The 14,459-nt window shown below is 68.2% G+C and carries 13 protein-coding genes and 1 pseudogene; 3 read left to right on the forward strand and 11 right to left on the reverse strand.

Annotation, left to right across the window (positions count from 1 at the left end; translation table 11 throughout):
• The first annotated feature begins 47 nt into the window (after positions 1–47).
• Together MAAFP003_RS25345 and MAAFP003_RS25350 are read left to right on the forward strand one after the other, a co-directional pair.
• Positions 48–2,363, forward strand: a complete 2,316-nt coding sequence (locus tag MAAFP003_RS25345; RefSeq protein ID WP_096290374.1) for a DEAD/DEAH box helicase — start codon at positions 48–50, stop codon at positions 2,361–2,363.
• 313 nt (positions 2,364–2,676) lie between these two features.
• Positions 2,677–3,714 carry a PAS domain-containing protein gene (locus MAAFP003_RS25350; RefSeq protein WP_096290375.1) on the forward strand — a complete coding sequence of 346 codons (1,038 nt, stop codon included), beginning with the start codon at positions 2,677–2,679 and terminating at the stop codon, positions 3,712–3,714.
• A 1-nt stretch (position 3,715) separates the two neighbouring features.
• On the opposite strand, the gene MAAFP003_RS25355 is transcribed toward MAAFP003_RS25350, so the two are convergent.
• The 7 genes and pseudogenes from MAAFP003_RS25355 to ssd form a co-directional block, all read right to left on the reverse strand.
• Positions 3,716–4,003, reverse strand: a complete 288-nt coding sequence (locus MAAFP003_RS25355) for an Rv3654c family TadE-like protein (protein ID WP_341477112.1) — start codon at positions 4,001–4,003, stop codon at positions 3,716–3,718.
• Positions 4,004–4,043: 40 nt separating this feature from the next.
• A complete protein-coding gene (locus MAAFP003_RS29755) occupies positions 4,044–4,346 on the reverse strand; it encodes a TadE family type IV pilus minor pilin (protein WP_243394199.1) in 303 nt (100 codons plus the stop codon).
• Positions 4,347–4,369: 23 nt separating this feature from the next.
• Positions 4,370–4,561: a DUF4244 domain-containing protein gene (locus MAAFP003_RS25360; RefSeq protein WP_096291412.1), complete on the reverse strand. Its 192-nt coding sequence runs from the start codon at positions 4,559–4,561 to the stop codon at positions 4,370–4,372.
• A 36-nt stretch (positions 4,562–4,597) separates the two neighbouring features.
• Entirely contained in the window at positions 4,598–5,191 is a 594-nt protein-coding gene (locus tag MAAFP003_RS25365) for a type II secretion system F family protein (RefSeq protein ID WP_207768610.1), read from the reverse strand.
• On the reverse strand, positions 5,188–5,988 hold the full coding sequence (locus MAAFP003_RS25370) for a type II secretion system F family protein (RefSeq protein WP_096290377.1): 801 nt from the start codon (positions 5,986–5,988) through the stop codon (positions 5,188–5,190). Before MAAFP003_RS25370 ends, MAAFP003_RS25365 begins: the two co-directional genes overlap by 4 nt.
• A 390-nt stretch (positions 5,989–6,378) precedes the next feature.
• Positions 6,379–7,407 (reverse strand): annotated as a pseudogene (locus MAAFP003_RS25380) (TadA family conjugal transfer-associated ATPase); the annotation flags it as partial.
• The gene (gene ssd / locus MAAFP003_RS25385) at positions 7,404–8,453 is read right to left on the reverse strand and encodes a septum site-determining protein Ssd (RefSeq protein ID WP_096291413.1); all 1,050 of its coding nucleotides are present in this window, start codon (positions 8,451–8,453) and stop codon (positions 7,404–7,406) included. The gene ssd and the pseudogene MAAFP003_RS25380, both read right to left, overlap by 4 nt.
• A gap of 492 nt (positions 8,454–8,945) precedes the next feature.
• On the opposite strand from ssd, the gene MAAFP003_RS25390 reads away from it, so the two are divergent.
• Positions 8,946–9,803, forward strand: coding sequence for an HAD-IB family hydrolase (locus MAAFP003_RS25390; protein ID WP_096291414.1), 858 nt, complete (start codon positions 8,946–8,948; stop codon positions 9,801–9,803).
• A gap of 431 nt (positions 9,804–10,234) precedes the next feature.
• On the opposite strand, the gene MAAFP003_RS25400 is transcribed toward MAAFP003_RS25390, so the two are convergent.
• The 4 genes from MAAFP003_RS25400 to MAAFP003_RS25415 are packed head-to-tail and all read right to left on the reverse strand — an operon-like array spanning position 10,235 to position 14,457.
• Positions 10,235–10,996 (reverse strand): Fic family protein, encoded by a 762-nt coding sequence (locus MAAFP003_RS25400; RefSeq protein WP_096290379.1) that lies wholly within the window; start codon positions 10,994–10,996, stop codon positions 10,235–10,237.
• A gap of 11 nt (positions 10,997–11,007) precedes the next feature.
• Positions 11,008–12,678, reverse strand: a complete 1,671-nt coding sequence (locus MAAFP003_RS25405; RefSeq protein WP_096290380.1) for a dipeptide ABC transporter ATP-binding protein — start codon at positions 12,676–12,678, stop codon at positions 11,008–11,010.
• Positions 12,675–13,538, reverse strand: coding sequence for an ABC transporter permease (locus MAAFP003_RS25410; protein WP_096290381.1), 864 nt, complete (start codon positions 13,536–13,538; stop codon positions 12,675–12,677). Before MAAFP003_RS25410 ends, MAAFP003_RS25405 begins: the two co-directional genes overlap by 4 nt.
• Positions 13,531–14,457 (reverse strand): ABC transporter permease, encoded by a 927-nt coding sequence (locus MAAFP003_RS25415; RefSeq protein ID WP_096290382.1) that lies wholly within the window; start codon positions 14,455–14,457, stop codon positions 13,531–13,533. Before MAAFP003_RS25415 ends, MAAFP003_RS25410 begins: the two co-directional genes overlap by 8 nt.
• Between the last annotated feature and the right edge of the window lie 2 nt (positions 14,458–14,459).

The following is a 14,459-nucleotide window of genomic DNA, read 5'->3' on the forward strand; positions in this document are numbered from 1 at the left end:
TCTCGGCGACAGACTTGTGTCCCTGACTGATTCTTGGAGGGTGTGACGTGGCGAGTTTCGGCAGCGACCTGCTGGCCGTCGCGCTCGCCGGAACCGCGCCGGACGAGCACCCGCTGCGCCATGTCGCGGAGCTGCCCGCCCGCAGCGGCCGGCCCCATCTTTGGCCGAAGTGGGCCGAATCCGACGTCATCGCGGCCTTTACCGACCGCGGCATCGCAGCCCCGTGGTCACACCAGGCGCGGGCGGCCGAATTGGCCCACGACGGTCGCCACGTCGTGGTCAGCACCGGTACCGCGTCGGGCAAGTCGCTGGCGTATCAACTGCCGGTACTCAATGCGCTGGCGACCGATCCGTTGGCCCGGGTGCTGTACCTGTCGCCGACAAAAGCGCTTGGTCACGACCAGTTGCGCGCCGCGCATGCACTGACCGCCGCGGTGCCGCGACTTTCCGATGTCGCGCCCACCGCCTACGACGGCGACAGCCCCGCCGAGGTTCGCCGGTTCGCGCGCGAGCGTTCCCGCTGGCTGTTCTCCAACCCGGACATGATCCATTTGTCCATCTTGCGAAATCATCCGCGCTGGGCCGTCTTGCTGCGCGGGTTGCGCTTCGTAATCGTCGACGAATGTCATTACTACCGAGGTGTTTTCGGCTCGAACGTAGCAATGGTGTTGCGCCGCCTGCTGCGGCTGTGTGCGCGCTACTCGGCTCGACCCGGTTGTCAGCCGACCTTCATTTTCGCCAGTGCGACGACGGATGCGCCCGGCGCGACGGCGGCCGAACTCATCGGTCTGCCGGTCGAAGAGGTCACCGAAGACGGCTCACCGCAGGGCGAGCGCACCGTCGCGTTGTGGGAACCCGCGCTGCGCACCGACGTCACCGGCGAGCACGGCGCCCCGGTGCGACGGTCGGCCGGTGTCGAGGCGGCACGGGTGATGGCCGACCTGATCGCCGAGGGCGCGCAGACCCTGACGTTCGTGCGTTCCCGGCGGGCCGCCGAACTGACCGCCCTGGGTGCCCGGGCGCGGCTGGACGACATTGCCGCGGGCCTGTCGCAGCAGGTGGCGTCGTACCGGGCCGGCTATCTCGCCGAGGACCGCAACGCGCTGGAGCGCGCGCTGGCGGAGGGCCGATTGCGGGGTTTAGCCACCACCAACGCGCTGGAATTGGGGGTAGACATCGCCGGGCTGGACGCGGTGGTGCTGGCCGGCTTCCCCGGGACGGTTGCCTCGTTCTGGCAACAGGCCGGCCGCTCGGGGCGCCGCGGGCAGGGGGCCCTGGTGGTGTTGATCGCCCGTGACGATCCGCTGGACACCTATCTGGTGCACAATCCCGCAGCGCTGCTGGACAAACCGGTCGAGCGGGTGGTGATCGACCCGGCGAACCCCTATCTCCTCGGGCCCCAACTGCTCTGCGCCGCAACCGAATTGCCACTCGAGGACGCCGAAGTCCGAGAACTCGGCGCCATGCGGGTGGCCGAGGGGCTGGTCGACGACGGGTTATTGCGCCGGCGCGGCGGCAAGTACTTCCCGGCACCCGGCCTAGAACCGCATGGCGCGGTCGACATCCGGGGCTCGGCGGGTGGCCAGATCGTCATCGTGGAGGCCGACACCGGGCGACTGCTGGGCAGCACCGGACTCGGTCAGGCTCCCGCGTCGGTGCACCCCGGCGCGGTGTACCTCCACCAGGGCGACACGTACGTCGTCGATTCGCTGGATCTCGAGGAGGCAATCGCGTTCGTGCACGCCGAGGATCCCGGTTATGCGACGTTCGCGCGCGAAATCACCGACATCAAGGTCACCGGCAGCGGCGAGCAGTCGACGTTCGGCCCGGTGACCCTGGGCGTGGTGCCGGTCCGGGTCACCCACCAGGTGGTGGGGTACCTACGTCGGCGCCTGTCCGGGGAGGTCATCGATTTCATCGAGCTGGACATGCCCGAACACATCCTGGACACCACCGCGGTCATGTACACGATCACGCCGGAAGCGTTGGCAAGCAAGGGAATTGACGCAACGCGGATTCCCGGCTCGTTGCACGCCGCCGAACACGCCGCAATTGGGCTGCTGCCACTGGTCGCCAGCTGCGATCGCGGGGATATCGGCGGAATGTCCACCGCCCTCGGTCCGCTGGGTGAGCCCAGCGTGTTCGTCTACGACGGGTATCCGGGCGGGGCGGGCTTCGCCGAACGTGGATTTCGGCAGGCGCGGACCTGGTTGAGTGCTACCGCCGCGGCCATCGAAGCGTGCGAATGCCCGATGGGTTGCCCGTCGTGCGTCCAGTCCCCCAAGTGCGGAAATGGGAATAACCCGCTCGATAAGGCGGGAGCTGTGCAAGTGCTCAGACTGGTGCTTGCGGAGTTGCCGTAGCGATCGCGCTGAGCGATCCACGGGACGGCGACCGACCCCTCGACGGTCGACCTCCACGGAATCTGCATATAACAACCGCCGAATGCGTTTCCTCTTTGCTAAAGAAACGCCGACATGCTGTCTCAAAGCGCGACCAACGGCCGGAGCAGAAAACCTACCAAGGCTGTGATGGCGTTTGCAAACTTACCAGTAACTTAGCGCCGGCGAAGTCGATTCGAAGTATCGCTGAACTGGTTCCGTGACGGATTTGCTGAGGCGATGTCGGCGCGCCTGGGGATCCTCAGATGCGCCCGCGCGCCCTAAAATCGAGCGCATGGCCCACGACTGGTTGCTCGTGGAGACACTGGGGGAAGAGCCTGCCGTGGTTGCACAGGGGCGGCAGCTCAAGAACCTTGTCCCTATCACGACCTTCCTCCGCCGCAGTCCCCATCTCGCCGCCGTCCGGACCGCGATCGCCGAGTCGATGCGCACCGGCCAGAGCCTGACCAGCATCACGCCCAAGCACGACCGCGTGATCCGCACCGAACCGGTGGTGATGTCCGACGGCTGCATCCACGGTGTGCATGTGTGGACCGGGCCCGCTGACATCGACCCGCCGGAGCGGCCCACCGCGGGTCCGCTGAAGTGGGACCTGACCCTCGGCGTGGCCACGGACACGCGGGAATCGCTGGTCATCAGCGGCAAGAACCCCGAGGTCGAAGTCACCTTCGGGCGGGCCTTTGCCGAAGACCTTCCTTCGCGCGAGCTCAACCCGAACGAAACCAAAGTTCTTGCCATGGCGGTCAAAGCCGAACCCGGCCAAACCATATGCAGCACATGGGATCTCACCGACTGGCAGGGCAATCCTATCCGGATAGGCTTCATCGGCCGCAGCGCGCTCGAGCCCGGACCCAGTGGCAAGGACCACCTCGTCGCACGTGCGATGAACTGGCGCGCCGAGCTCAAGGGGCCGAACGTTTCCACCGACGATCTGGCGTTGCGGATCCTCGACGGGCTGCGGCAGGCCGGCGTTCACCGGGCACTCGTCGACCTCAACACCTGGACCCTGCTGAAATGGCTCGACGAGCCGTGCACCTTCTACGACTGGCGAGGCTCCGACAAGGCCAGGCCGAAGGTCCATCCCGACGACGTGCCCCAAATGTCAGCCATGACACAGGAATTCGATAAGGGATCGACCAACCGGGTGCTGCGGATGCGCGGCTTCGACGGCGACTGGGTGCCGGTGCACGTGACCGCCAATCGTGTGGAACTGGAACCGGAGACCTTCGTCGGGCTGCTCTCGTTGCGCTTGCCCAGCGACGAAGAGCTGGCCAACGCCGGGCTGGCAAAAGCCACAGACGACAACGCCTGAGCTACGCCGCGTCGACCGGCCCTGCCCGAGCGGCGGCCTGAGCCACACCGCCGAACACCACCGCCACGCGCACGGTGACGACGACGTCGAGATCTTCCACCCGGCAGCCCACGTCGTCGACTCGCATCGTGCGGGCTATCGCACTCGCCCGGGCGCAGGCCGCCGCGGCTCCGGTAGGTAGCCGCGCCGCGGCGGCCAGCGCGGCCAGATCGGCAGCCGCCTGCGCACGATGGCGTGCCACCACCGCCGAGCCGATGTACGCGCCGGCGCCCGTGACGCACAGCAGCACCGCGACTATTGCCGCCGCGAGGACGGTCGCCGCCCCGCGCTCATCGCGACGGCTCCGCCGCCGCGACGGCCTTAGCACTGATATCCAAGGCGGGCAGCAACTTTGAGTGCACGATAACCGTGGCCACGACGAAATCGCCGTCGCGGCGCACCTGGATCCGCGATCCGCCCGGCGCAATGCTACGCGCGACGTCGACGGCTGAACGTTCGTCACCGCGCGCGGCCAGCCGGGCCGCCTCGCGGGCGGCATCAACACAGCGAACCTGCATTGCCACGGCCGCAACGCCGGCCAGGCAAAACGCCAGCACCACCACCAGTGTGGCGATCGCCAAAGCCGCTTCCACGGTGCTCGCACCGGCGCAGCCGATCAGACCTTGGTGTTGAGCGCGCGACCGATGATGTTGGTCAACGCCGACACGATCGAATCGCCGGTGACGACGGTGTAGAGAATCGCGCCGAAGGCGGCCGCCGCAATAGTGCCGATCGCGTATTCGACGGTGGACATTCCCGACTCGTCGGCGGCAAGGACCGCCATCCGCGCCATCATTACGCGAAACATGTTGATCACCAATGTATCTCCTCTGTTGTAATGCCTTCACAACAAGCCCGACTGCAGAACATCTCCGGCCAGCCCGGCGACCACCGGGACAATGCCCAGGCAGATGAACGCCGGCAGGAAGCACAGCCCGAGCGGGCCTGCGATCAGCACGCCCGCGCGCTCGGCGGCCGCAGCGGCGGTATGCGCGGCGTCGTGCCGAGACTGGTCGGCCAGCTCTGCGACGCCGCCGGCCAGTGCCGCACCCGAGGACGCCGAACGTCGGGCCAGTCGCAGGAGCGCATCGGTCTGCACGTCGACCGTCTTCTCGGGCGAGATTGACCATGCCACAGCGGGATCGGATCCCAGGGCCAGCAGATCGGCGGCGCGCCGCAATACCCGGGCCAGCCTCGGCGGGGCGGACGCTGCGGTCGCGGCGGCCGCGGTCGACACGGCCATCCCGGCCTCCAGACACACTGCCAGCACGTCGAAGCTGGATGCGACGGCCAGCGGGTCCGTTCCGCGGGCCTTCTCGTCGGCCCGCGCGATCCGAAACCGTTGCGCACGAGGCGTTGTGCCGGCGCGCGCCCGCACCACCGACGGCCCCGGCCCGATCAACAGCGCCACGGCGAGCAAGACCGCCGCGATGCTCACGGCCCGGCTCCCGCACGCGCGACGATGCGGTCGGACCACAGCAGCCCGGTGCACGTCAGCACCGAGCCGACAACGAGCAGCCATCCGCCGGCGTGTCCACTCAGCAGGAAGCTCAGCGGACGCGCCCCGATCAGTTGGCCCAGCAACACCCCCAGCACCGGCAGTCCCGCCAGTATCGCTGCGGTGGCCCGCGCCCCGGCCATGGCGGAATCAACCCGCGACGAGAATCGCTGCCGCTCAACGATATCGCGTTGGGCGGTACGCATCAGCGTGGCGATCGCGAGGCCATGCTCGGCGGCCAGCTGCCAGCACGCGGCCAGTCGATGCCAGTGCGTGGGCTGGCCCGAGGAGCACGCCGCGGCGCGCAAGCCGGCCACGACGTCGGCGCCCAGTCGCGCCCGCGCCGCGACGCCTCGCAGCGAGATCGACACCGCACCGGCGGTTTCGTCGGCAGCAACAGCAAACGCCTGCACCGGATGGACACCCACTCGCAGCTCGCCGACCAGCACATCCAGCGCGGCCTCCAATGTCCGGCCCTCCTCGGCGGCGCGTAGGCGCTGCCGACGCCGGCGGTAGCGCAGGCTCGTCGTGGCGGCCACGGCCGCGCCGGCCAGGACAGTCGTCATCGGCAGCAGCGCCGCGCCGGCAACACCGGCGCATGCCGCCAGACAACCCAGCCCACGGCCGCCGACAACCCGTCGGCGCGCTGGCGTCGGCCTGAGCCGCCGTCGCGGTGATGGCGGAAGAGCCAACAGCGCCAACGCCACCAGCAACGCACCGGCCGGGATACCGTTCATGCCGGCAACCGGCTTTGCAGCAAGGCATGCAGTTCGTCGGCAGCGTCGGTCATCCCCCGCTCGGCGTGCCACGCCGTTACCGCCTGAACTCGTTCCCCGACCTGGCACAGCACCGCGATCTCAGCGAGGCGGCGCCGGCCGCTGCGGTCCCGGGCGACGTGCAGCAGTACCTGGCGCTCTTATCTGTAACGGGAACTGTGAAACCGTTCGCTGCCGCTGGTAGGCACGTAAGTTACATGTGTACTACCGACCGGGTAGGTCTGCTAATCCGTACGCATGTGTAGGACGTGTGTCAGGGGTCTGACACAGCAACACCCACCGCGAGCCAACGTCGGTGACACCGTTACAGATAACAGTGTCCCCTACGAGAAAACCCCATCTAAAACCCACGTGGGTGACAGTCCTACACACCCCACAACCCGTTACAGATAAAACCGCCGCCGCGAGCTGACTGTGCAACGCGGTCCGGTCCAAACCGCCGAGCGCGCCCAGCGCCTCCAGCCGGGCCGGAACCTCGCCCGGATTGTTGGCGTGCACCGTCCCGGCCCCGCCGTCGTGGCCGGTGTTCAGCGCTGCGAGCAGGTCGACCACTTCGGCGCCCCTGACTTCTCCGACGACAATGCGGTCCGGCCGCATCCGCAGCGCCTGCCGGACGAGTTGGCGCACCGAAACCTCGCCTACGCCTTCGACATTGGCGCACCGCGCGACCAGCTTGACCAGGTGCGGATGCCGGGGCGCCAATTCGGCCGCGTCCTCGACGCAGACGATCCGTTCGGCCGGCGATACCGCACCCAGCATGGCCGCCAGCAATGTCGTCTTTCCGGCGCCGGTGCCACCGCTTACCAGAACGGCCAACCGGGCCGCGATGATGTCGGCTACCAACACCGCAGCCGACGGTTCGATCGCGCCCGAGGCGGTCAGCGCCGCCAGATCCTGGGTAGCCGGCCGTAAGACCCGCAGCGACAAACACGTGCCGCCGGCAGCCACGGGCGGCAACACCGCGTGCAACCGGACCGCAAGTCCGCCGGCGCCGATACCGCTCAGCTGGCCGTCCACCCACGGCTGTGCGTCATCGAGACGACGCCCGGCGGCCATCGCCAACCGCTGCGCCAGCCGTCGTACCGCCGCCTCGTCGGCGAACCGGATATGGCTGCGACGCAGACCGTTTCCATCGTCGACCCACACCGCGTCCGGGGCGGTGACGAGGACGTCGGTGGTGCCGTCCGCACAGAGCAGTGCGTCGAGGATCCCGGCGCCGGTCAGTTCGGTCTGCAGCACCCGGAGGTTGGCCAGGACCTCGGTATCGCCGAGCATCCCGCCGGATTCGGCCCGGATCGCGGCGGCCACCACGTTGGGTCGCAACGGAGCCGATTCGGTCGCCAACCGCTCGCGTACCCGCTCAATCAGCGATTCGCTCACGCCGCACTGGCTTTCGGCCGGGCTCCCGCGCGCGGCAGCACCGTGAGCACCCGGCGAGCCGCCGCCGTCAGAGCCGATCGCCGCCCCAACCGCAGACCGCCGTGTTCGAGTTGCTCGGCCAGTTGCGGCTGAGCCTTCGTCGACGCCAGCAGCGGCAGGCCGCAGATGTCGGCGACTTCCGCCGCCCGCAATCCACCCGGCGACGGGCCACGGACTACCAGGCCGAGATTGGGATTGATCGTGGCCAGCACCGGCGTCATCGCCGCCGTCGCCGCGCAGGACCGCACATCGCACGGACTGACGACGACAACAAGGTCGGCGGCATCGAGTGCGGTCCGGGTGGCGTCGGTCAGCCGACGGGGCAGATCGCACACCACCGTGACGCCGCCGCGGCGGCCCGCATCGATGACCGCGTCCACCGGCCCGGCGTCCAGTTCGTGGTCACGCCGGGTGCCGGACAGCAAGCTGATGCCCTGCAGGCGCGGCAGGGCATCGCGCACGGCCGGCCAGCTGAGCCGTCCGCCGTGCAATGCCAAGTCGGGCCACCGTAAGCCGGGTGCGCTCTCACCGCCCAGCAACAAATCCAGGCCGCCGCCCCACGGATCAAGATCAACCAGCAGTGCATCATTCGCGATCCGCGCCAGTGCGGCCGCGAACAATGACGCGCCGGCCCCGCCGCACCCACCGATCACCCCGATGACGTGTCCGCGCAGCTCGTCGTCCCGGATGGATTCGGCGGACTCCGCGAGCTCGCGGATCAATTCGTGCTCCTGCGCGGGCATGCTCAGCACGTGCGCAGCGCCGACCCCGATCGCGGCCGACCAGGTGGCCGTCGCGGGTTCGGCGGCGCACAACACGCTGACGTGAGTGCGACGCGGTAGACCGGCGCGCCGACAACGGTCCGCGCCCGCCGCATCGAGCCCCCCCGCCGCGGCCGCCGACCACGTTTTCCGTCCCCCCGCCGCACCGCCGGCATGCACCACTCGAACGCCGACGGCGGCGGCCACCCGGTCCAATTCGTCGCGCAAAATCGGGTCCGTCAGCACCGCGAGTACGCCCGCGGCACCTCTCGCCTCGGCACTGGTCGCGATAGTCACCCCACCACCGTGCGGGCAGCTCAGGATGGCACACCAGTGCCAGATCGGGATTTGTGGAGAGATACGAGGGTGTGCACAAACTTCGGGGTGCGACGCTTGCCCGCCCGAGGGATAACACTGTGCCCGCAACGCACCGGAGGCCACGTTAGAACGCGTGTTTATCGGGAAAATTACCCCAGAAAAGGGACGACCCCCGCCAGGGGGGGAGGAGGCGGAGGTCGTCGTGCATCAGCCCCGGGGGGTCGGGCTGATACACCCTCGGCTCAGGCCGAGTAATGCTTACTATACACACGACAGTGGGCGGTGCCGCAAGTGGTTGTTTTTTTCCCAGAAATAATTCGGGCCGCAAAAACACCGCTGGCCTCGTCTGTTACTCCCAGATCAGCCCCCGTTTTGCCGGCAACCCCCGGACGCGCCGACTGACCGACCTATGCTGTGTCGGTGACCGTCTCCAACTCGGACGCGCCTCAGCAAACCTCGCCGCAGACGGCCGCGACCGACACCAAGCACGCTCGCACCGCGGCCTTTTTCGACCTGGATAAGACGATCATCGCCAAGTCCAGCACCCTGGCGTTCAGCAAACCGTTCTTCAACCAGGGACTGCTCAATCGGCGCGCCGTGCTGAAGTCCAGCTACGCCCAATTCATCTTCCTGCTCTCCGGTGCTGATCATGACCAGATGGACCGAATGCGCACTCACATGACCAACATGTGCACCGGCTGGGACGTCGCTCAGGTCAAATCGATCGTCAACGAAACGCTGCACGACATCGTGACTCCGCTCGTGTTCGCCGAGGCCGCGGACCTGATCGCGGCGCACAAATTGTGCGGCCGCGACGTCGTCGTGGTGTCCGCCTCGGGCGAGGAAATCGTCGCGCCGATCGCCCGCGCACTGGGCGCCACGCATGCGATGGCGACCCGGATGGTCGTCGAGGACGGCAAGTACACCGGCGACGTCGCCTTCTACTGCTACGGCGAGGGCAAGGTCCAAGCCATCCGCGAGCTGGCGGCCCGCGAGGGGTACCCGCTGGAACACTGCTACGCCTATTCGGACTCGATCACCGACTTACCGATGCTCGAGTCGGTCGGACATCCCAGCGTGGTCAACCCCGACCGCGGTTTGCGCAAAGAAGCGACCGAACGTGGTTGGCCCGTATTGAGTTTCTCGCGGCCCGTCTCGCTGCGAGACCGGATTCCGGCGCCCTCAGGTGCCGCGATCGCCACCACGGCCGCGGTGAGTATCACCGCGCTGGCCGCCGGCGCGGTGACATACTCGCTGCTGCGCCGCCTCGCGTTCTAGGCGCGCGTCCCAGCAAATCCGGCGCCCCGCACCGATCCCTATGAATTCGCAACGTTCGCAGAATTGGGCCTTGCTGTGCTAAGGCTCCAGTAGTACAAAGGAACCACGGAAGCCCGGTAAGGCCAAGGTCGATCCGGAAGAGAAGGTTCGTTCTCCCGAACCGGGCGCCCAGCACGGTGCTCGGCACCCACGCGGAGTCATAGCCGCGAAGATGGCAGAAGTGTTGCGGGCCTGCGTAATTGCGAAAAAGCAGAGAGCGTGAACAACCCTTTGGGTGGGGTGGTAGCTCGAAGCGTCGCAAGATCGCCGAGGCCACCCACGCAGCCCCATACATGCACGCTTGGTAACCGAGTTCCGTGCTAGCGGGCGGCGGACCGAATATTTCGGAACGCCGCCCGCTCTGCATGTCCGGACCCTTTTCTGGACGCGGCTCAGCCCTTGCCTGGCAACGACTCGGCGATCGACAACGCCTCCTGCGCGCCGGCCTGCATCGCCCGGCAACACAGCACCAACCAAGCTCCGACGCCGGCCGGTGTACCTTCGGCGAATCCGCTTGCGGCGCTGCGATAGTCACCGGGTTTGCGCATCCAGCTCACCTCCGGCACACCCAGCCCGTGCGGATCCAGCCCGCTGGCGATCGTCACCAGCCGGGACACCGCCCGCGCGACCACTCCGTCCGCGCTGCCAAAGGGCTTGAGCGTCAGCAGTTCTCCGTGCGCGACCGCGGCCAGGACCGGTGCCGGCACCTGCGTGCGACCGGTCACCAATTCGCCGAGCAGCTCGAGACGAGGCCCGATCTGGGGGTCGGCCCGCGGCCGGCCCAGTTGTTCGTCGTCGACCTGGTCGGCCGCCGCCAGCATGTGCAGCCGGGCCAGCGCCTGCAACGGCGATCGCTGCCACACGCCGATCAACGCGCCGCCACCGCCCTCCAGCGCCTGAGCCACCCGCAGCGCTCCGCCGAACACCGGATCGCTCACCCCTGAGCTGTCCGCTAAGTCCTCGAACCGCACCGGACCGCCATCGAGCACCGAGGAAGCGCGGGCCGCCCGCAGCGCGGCCTCGGCGGCGGTTACCGGCCAGCCGCGCAGATTTGCTCGATGGCGGTGGGCACGGCCCAACGCGTCGCGGGCCCGGTCACTGGCCTCAGCGACGCCGGGGAGCTCCATCAGCGGAGCCAGCGGGTCTGCCGTCACAGATTGCCAACCTAGCGGGGTGGCATGGACGCCCCGGGAATGGCCTCCAGCAATTGGCGGGTGTATTCGTGGCGGGGCCTGGTGAACAGCTCTTCGGTCGCCGCGCGCTCGACGACCCGCCCGGCGCGCATCACCAGAACATCGTCGGCGATCTGCCGGATCACCGCGAGGTCGTGGCTGATGAACAGGTAGGCCAGGCCCAGTTCGGCCTGCAACGAAGTCAGCAGGTCCAAGATCTGCGCCTGCACCAGCACGTCGAGCGCTGAGACCGCCTCGTCGCAGACCAGCACCTCGGGCCGCAGCGCCAACGCCCGCGCGATCGCGACCCGTTGACGTTGGCCGCCGGAGAGCTCGCGCGGCAACCGACCGAGCACCGTTGACGGCAAGGCCACCTGGTCGACGAGTTCACGCACCGCTTTCTCGCGCTGCCCGCGGTCGCCGACGCGGTGGATCCGCAACGGCTCCTCGATCGCGCGGAACACCGAGTACATCGGGTCCAGGCTGCTGTAGGGGTTCTGGAATACCGGCTGCACGCGCCGGCGAAAGGCCATCATCGCGTCGCGGTTGCGCGCATCAGAAATCTCGTCACCGTCGAAAACGACTGTGCCCGAGGTCGGTTGGAGCAAACCCAGCGTCATCCGGGCAACCGTCGACTTGCCCGAGCCCGATTCGCCGACGATGGCCAGGGTGCCGGCCCGCTTCAGCCCGAACGACACCGCGTCGACGGCACAGAACTGGGTGCGGCGCCACGGTACGCCGTGCGACTCACGGTAGACCTTGGTCAGCTCGGAGGCGACGAGGATGTCGCCCGCCCCGCTGTCGGCCGCCGGGCGCGCCGGCGCCGAACTCCGCACCGTCAGCGACGGGGCCGCGGCCACCAGCCGGCGCGTGTACTCATGCTGCGGATCGGCCAGGATCGACTGCGCGGCACCGGATTCCACCACCATTCCGCGGTGCACGACGACGACGTGCTCGGCGCGTTCGGCGGCCAGCGCCAGATCGTGCGTGATCAGCAACAGCGCGGTGTCGAGTTCGTCGGTGAGACGCTGCAGGTGGTCGAGCACCTGCCGTTGCACCGTGACGTCGAGCGCGGACGTCGGTTCGTCGGCGATCAGCAGCTCCGGGTGGCCCGCCAGCCCGATGGCGATCAGCGCGCGCTGACACATGCCGCCCGACAACTGGTGCGGGTACTTGCCCGCCTGCTTCTCCGGATCCGGCATGCCGGCCTGGGCGAGCAACTCGACCGCCCGGCGGCGGGCTTGTCGGCCATCGGTGCCCGATGGTCGCGACCCGCTTCGCCCGGCTTCGCCGCGCTTGCGATCGCTCCGGTTGGCGCGCAACGCTTCCCGAATCTGGAAGCCGACTTTCCAGACGGGGTTGAGGTTGGTCATCGGGTCCTGGGGTACGTAGCCGATGCGTCGGCCACGGATGGAACGAAGCAGCTTGCGATCAGCCGAGGTAATGTCCCGCCCGTCAAAAGTGATGCGGCCGGCGGTGATTCGCCCGCCGGGCGGTAGCAGGCCCAGGACCGCGGCGGCGGTGGTCGATTTGCCCGATCCCGATTCGCCGACCACGGCGACGGTCTGCCCGCGCATGACGCTCAGGTCGACGCCGCGGACCGCGGGGTCGTGGTCGCCGAACCTGACTTCCAGGCCCTCGACCCTCAACAGGGGGTCGGTCATGCCCGCTCCGCTCGCGAGGCCGGGTCCAGGGCATCGCGCAGGGCGTCGCCCATCATCATGAACGCCAGCACCGTCAAAGCCAGTGCGCCGGCGGGATAGAACAGAATCGGCGAGCCGGCCCGCAGCCGCGTCTGCGCCAGGTTGATGTCGCCACCCCACGACACCACCGAGGTCGGCAGTCCGACACCGAGATACGACAGCGTGGCCTCGGTGACGATGAAGGCGCCCAGCGCGATCGTGGACATCGCGATCACCGGACCCGCGGCATTGGGCAGCGCATGCCGTAGCAGGGTTTGAAACCTGCTCAACCCCAACGCTTTAGCCGCGAGCACATAGTCGCTGGCCCGTACCTCGAGCACCGCACCGCGAGCGATCCTGGCCACCTGCGGCCAGCCGAACAAGGCCAGGATGATGATCACCGTCCACACCGTGCGGTGGCGCAGGACCTGCATCAGCACAATCGCGGCCAGCAGCAGCGGCAGCCCGAAGAACACGTCGGTGACGCGCGAGACCACCGCATCGATCCAGCCGCCATAGAAGCCGGCCAGCGCGCCGAGCGCCCCGCCGGCGACGAACACCAGCAGCGTGGCACCCAGCCCGACGGTCACCGAGGCCCGCGCCCCGTAGACCGTGCGGGCATAGATGTCGTGGCCCTGCAGATCCGTGCCGAACCAGTGCGCCGCCGAGGGGCCGAGCAGACTTTGGCTGGGATCGGCGTAGGCGGGGTCGGCGTCGGTGAACAAGGCCGGAAACAGCGCCATCAGCACGATGATCAGGATCATCAGGCCCGCGACGATGAACTTCGGGCGCCGGTGCAGCTTGCGCCAGGTCTGGCCCCAAAAGCCGGAGTGCTCAGCCATAGCGGATCCTCGGGTCCAGCGCCGCATAGAGCAGATCGACCAGCAGGTTGGTGATCAGATAGATCAGAACCAGAACCGTCACGATCGACACCACCGTCGGCGCCTCCTGCCGGGTGACGGCCTGATACAACACACCGCCGACACCGTGAATGTTGAAAATGCCCTCGGTCACAATGGCCCCGCCCATCAGCGCACCCACATCGGCGCCCAGGAACGTCACCACCGGGATCAGCGAGTTGCGCAGGATGTGCACGGTCACGACCCGCGGCCGCGACAACCCCTTGGCGGTGGCGGTGCGGACATAGTCGGCATGCGCGTTGGCGGCCACCGCCGACCGGGTCAACCGCACGATGTAAGCGAAGGAGACCGAGCCCAGCACGATTCCGGGTAGCAGCAACCGCGCGAAGCTGGCCCGTTCGCCGACGGTGACCGGCGCGATGCCCAGCCGGACCCCGAACACGAACTGTGCCAGAAAGCCCAGCACGAAGATCGGGATAGCGATGATGACCAGTCCGGTGATCAGCACCGTCGAATCGAAAAGGCCGCCCTGGCGCAGGCCCGATATCACACCGAATCCGATGCCCAGCACCGACTCCACGATGAGCGCGATCAGCGCCAGTCGGATGGTGACCGGAAAGGCATGTGCCAGAACAGCACTGACCGGCAGGCCGGAATAGGCCCGGCCCAGGTCGCCGTGCAGCACGCCGCCGAGGTAGCGCAGGTATTGCAACAGGAACGGATCGTCGAGGTGGTAGCGCGCCCGCAGCTGCGCGGCGACCGCGGGTGTCAGCGGCCGGTCTCCGGCGATCGCGGCCAGCGGGTCACCGGGCAACAGGAAGACCATGCCGTAGATCAGCAAGGTGGCGCCCAGGAAGACCGGCACCATCACCGCGAGCCTTCGTGCGATATACCAACCCATGT

Origin of the sequence: Mycobacterium ahvazicum, from assembly GCF_900176255.2 — a bacterium.
Classification (GTDB): Bacteria; Actinomycetota; Actinomycetes; order Mycobacteriales; family Mycobacteriaceae; genus Mycobacterium; species Mycobacterium ahvazicum.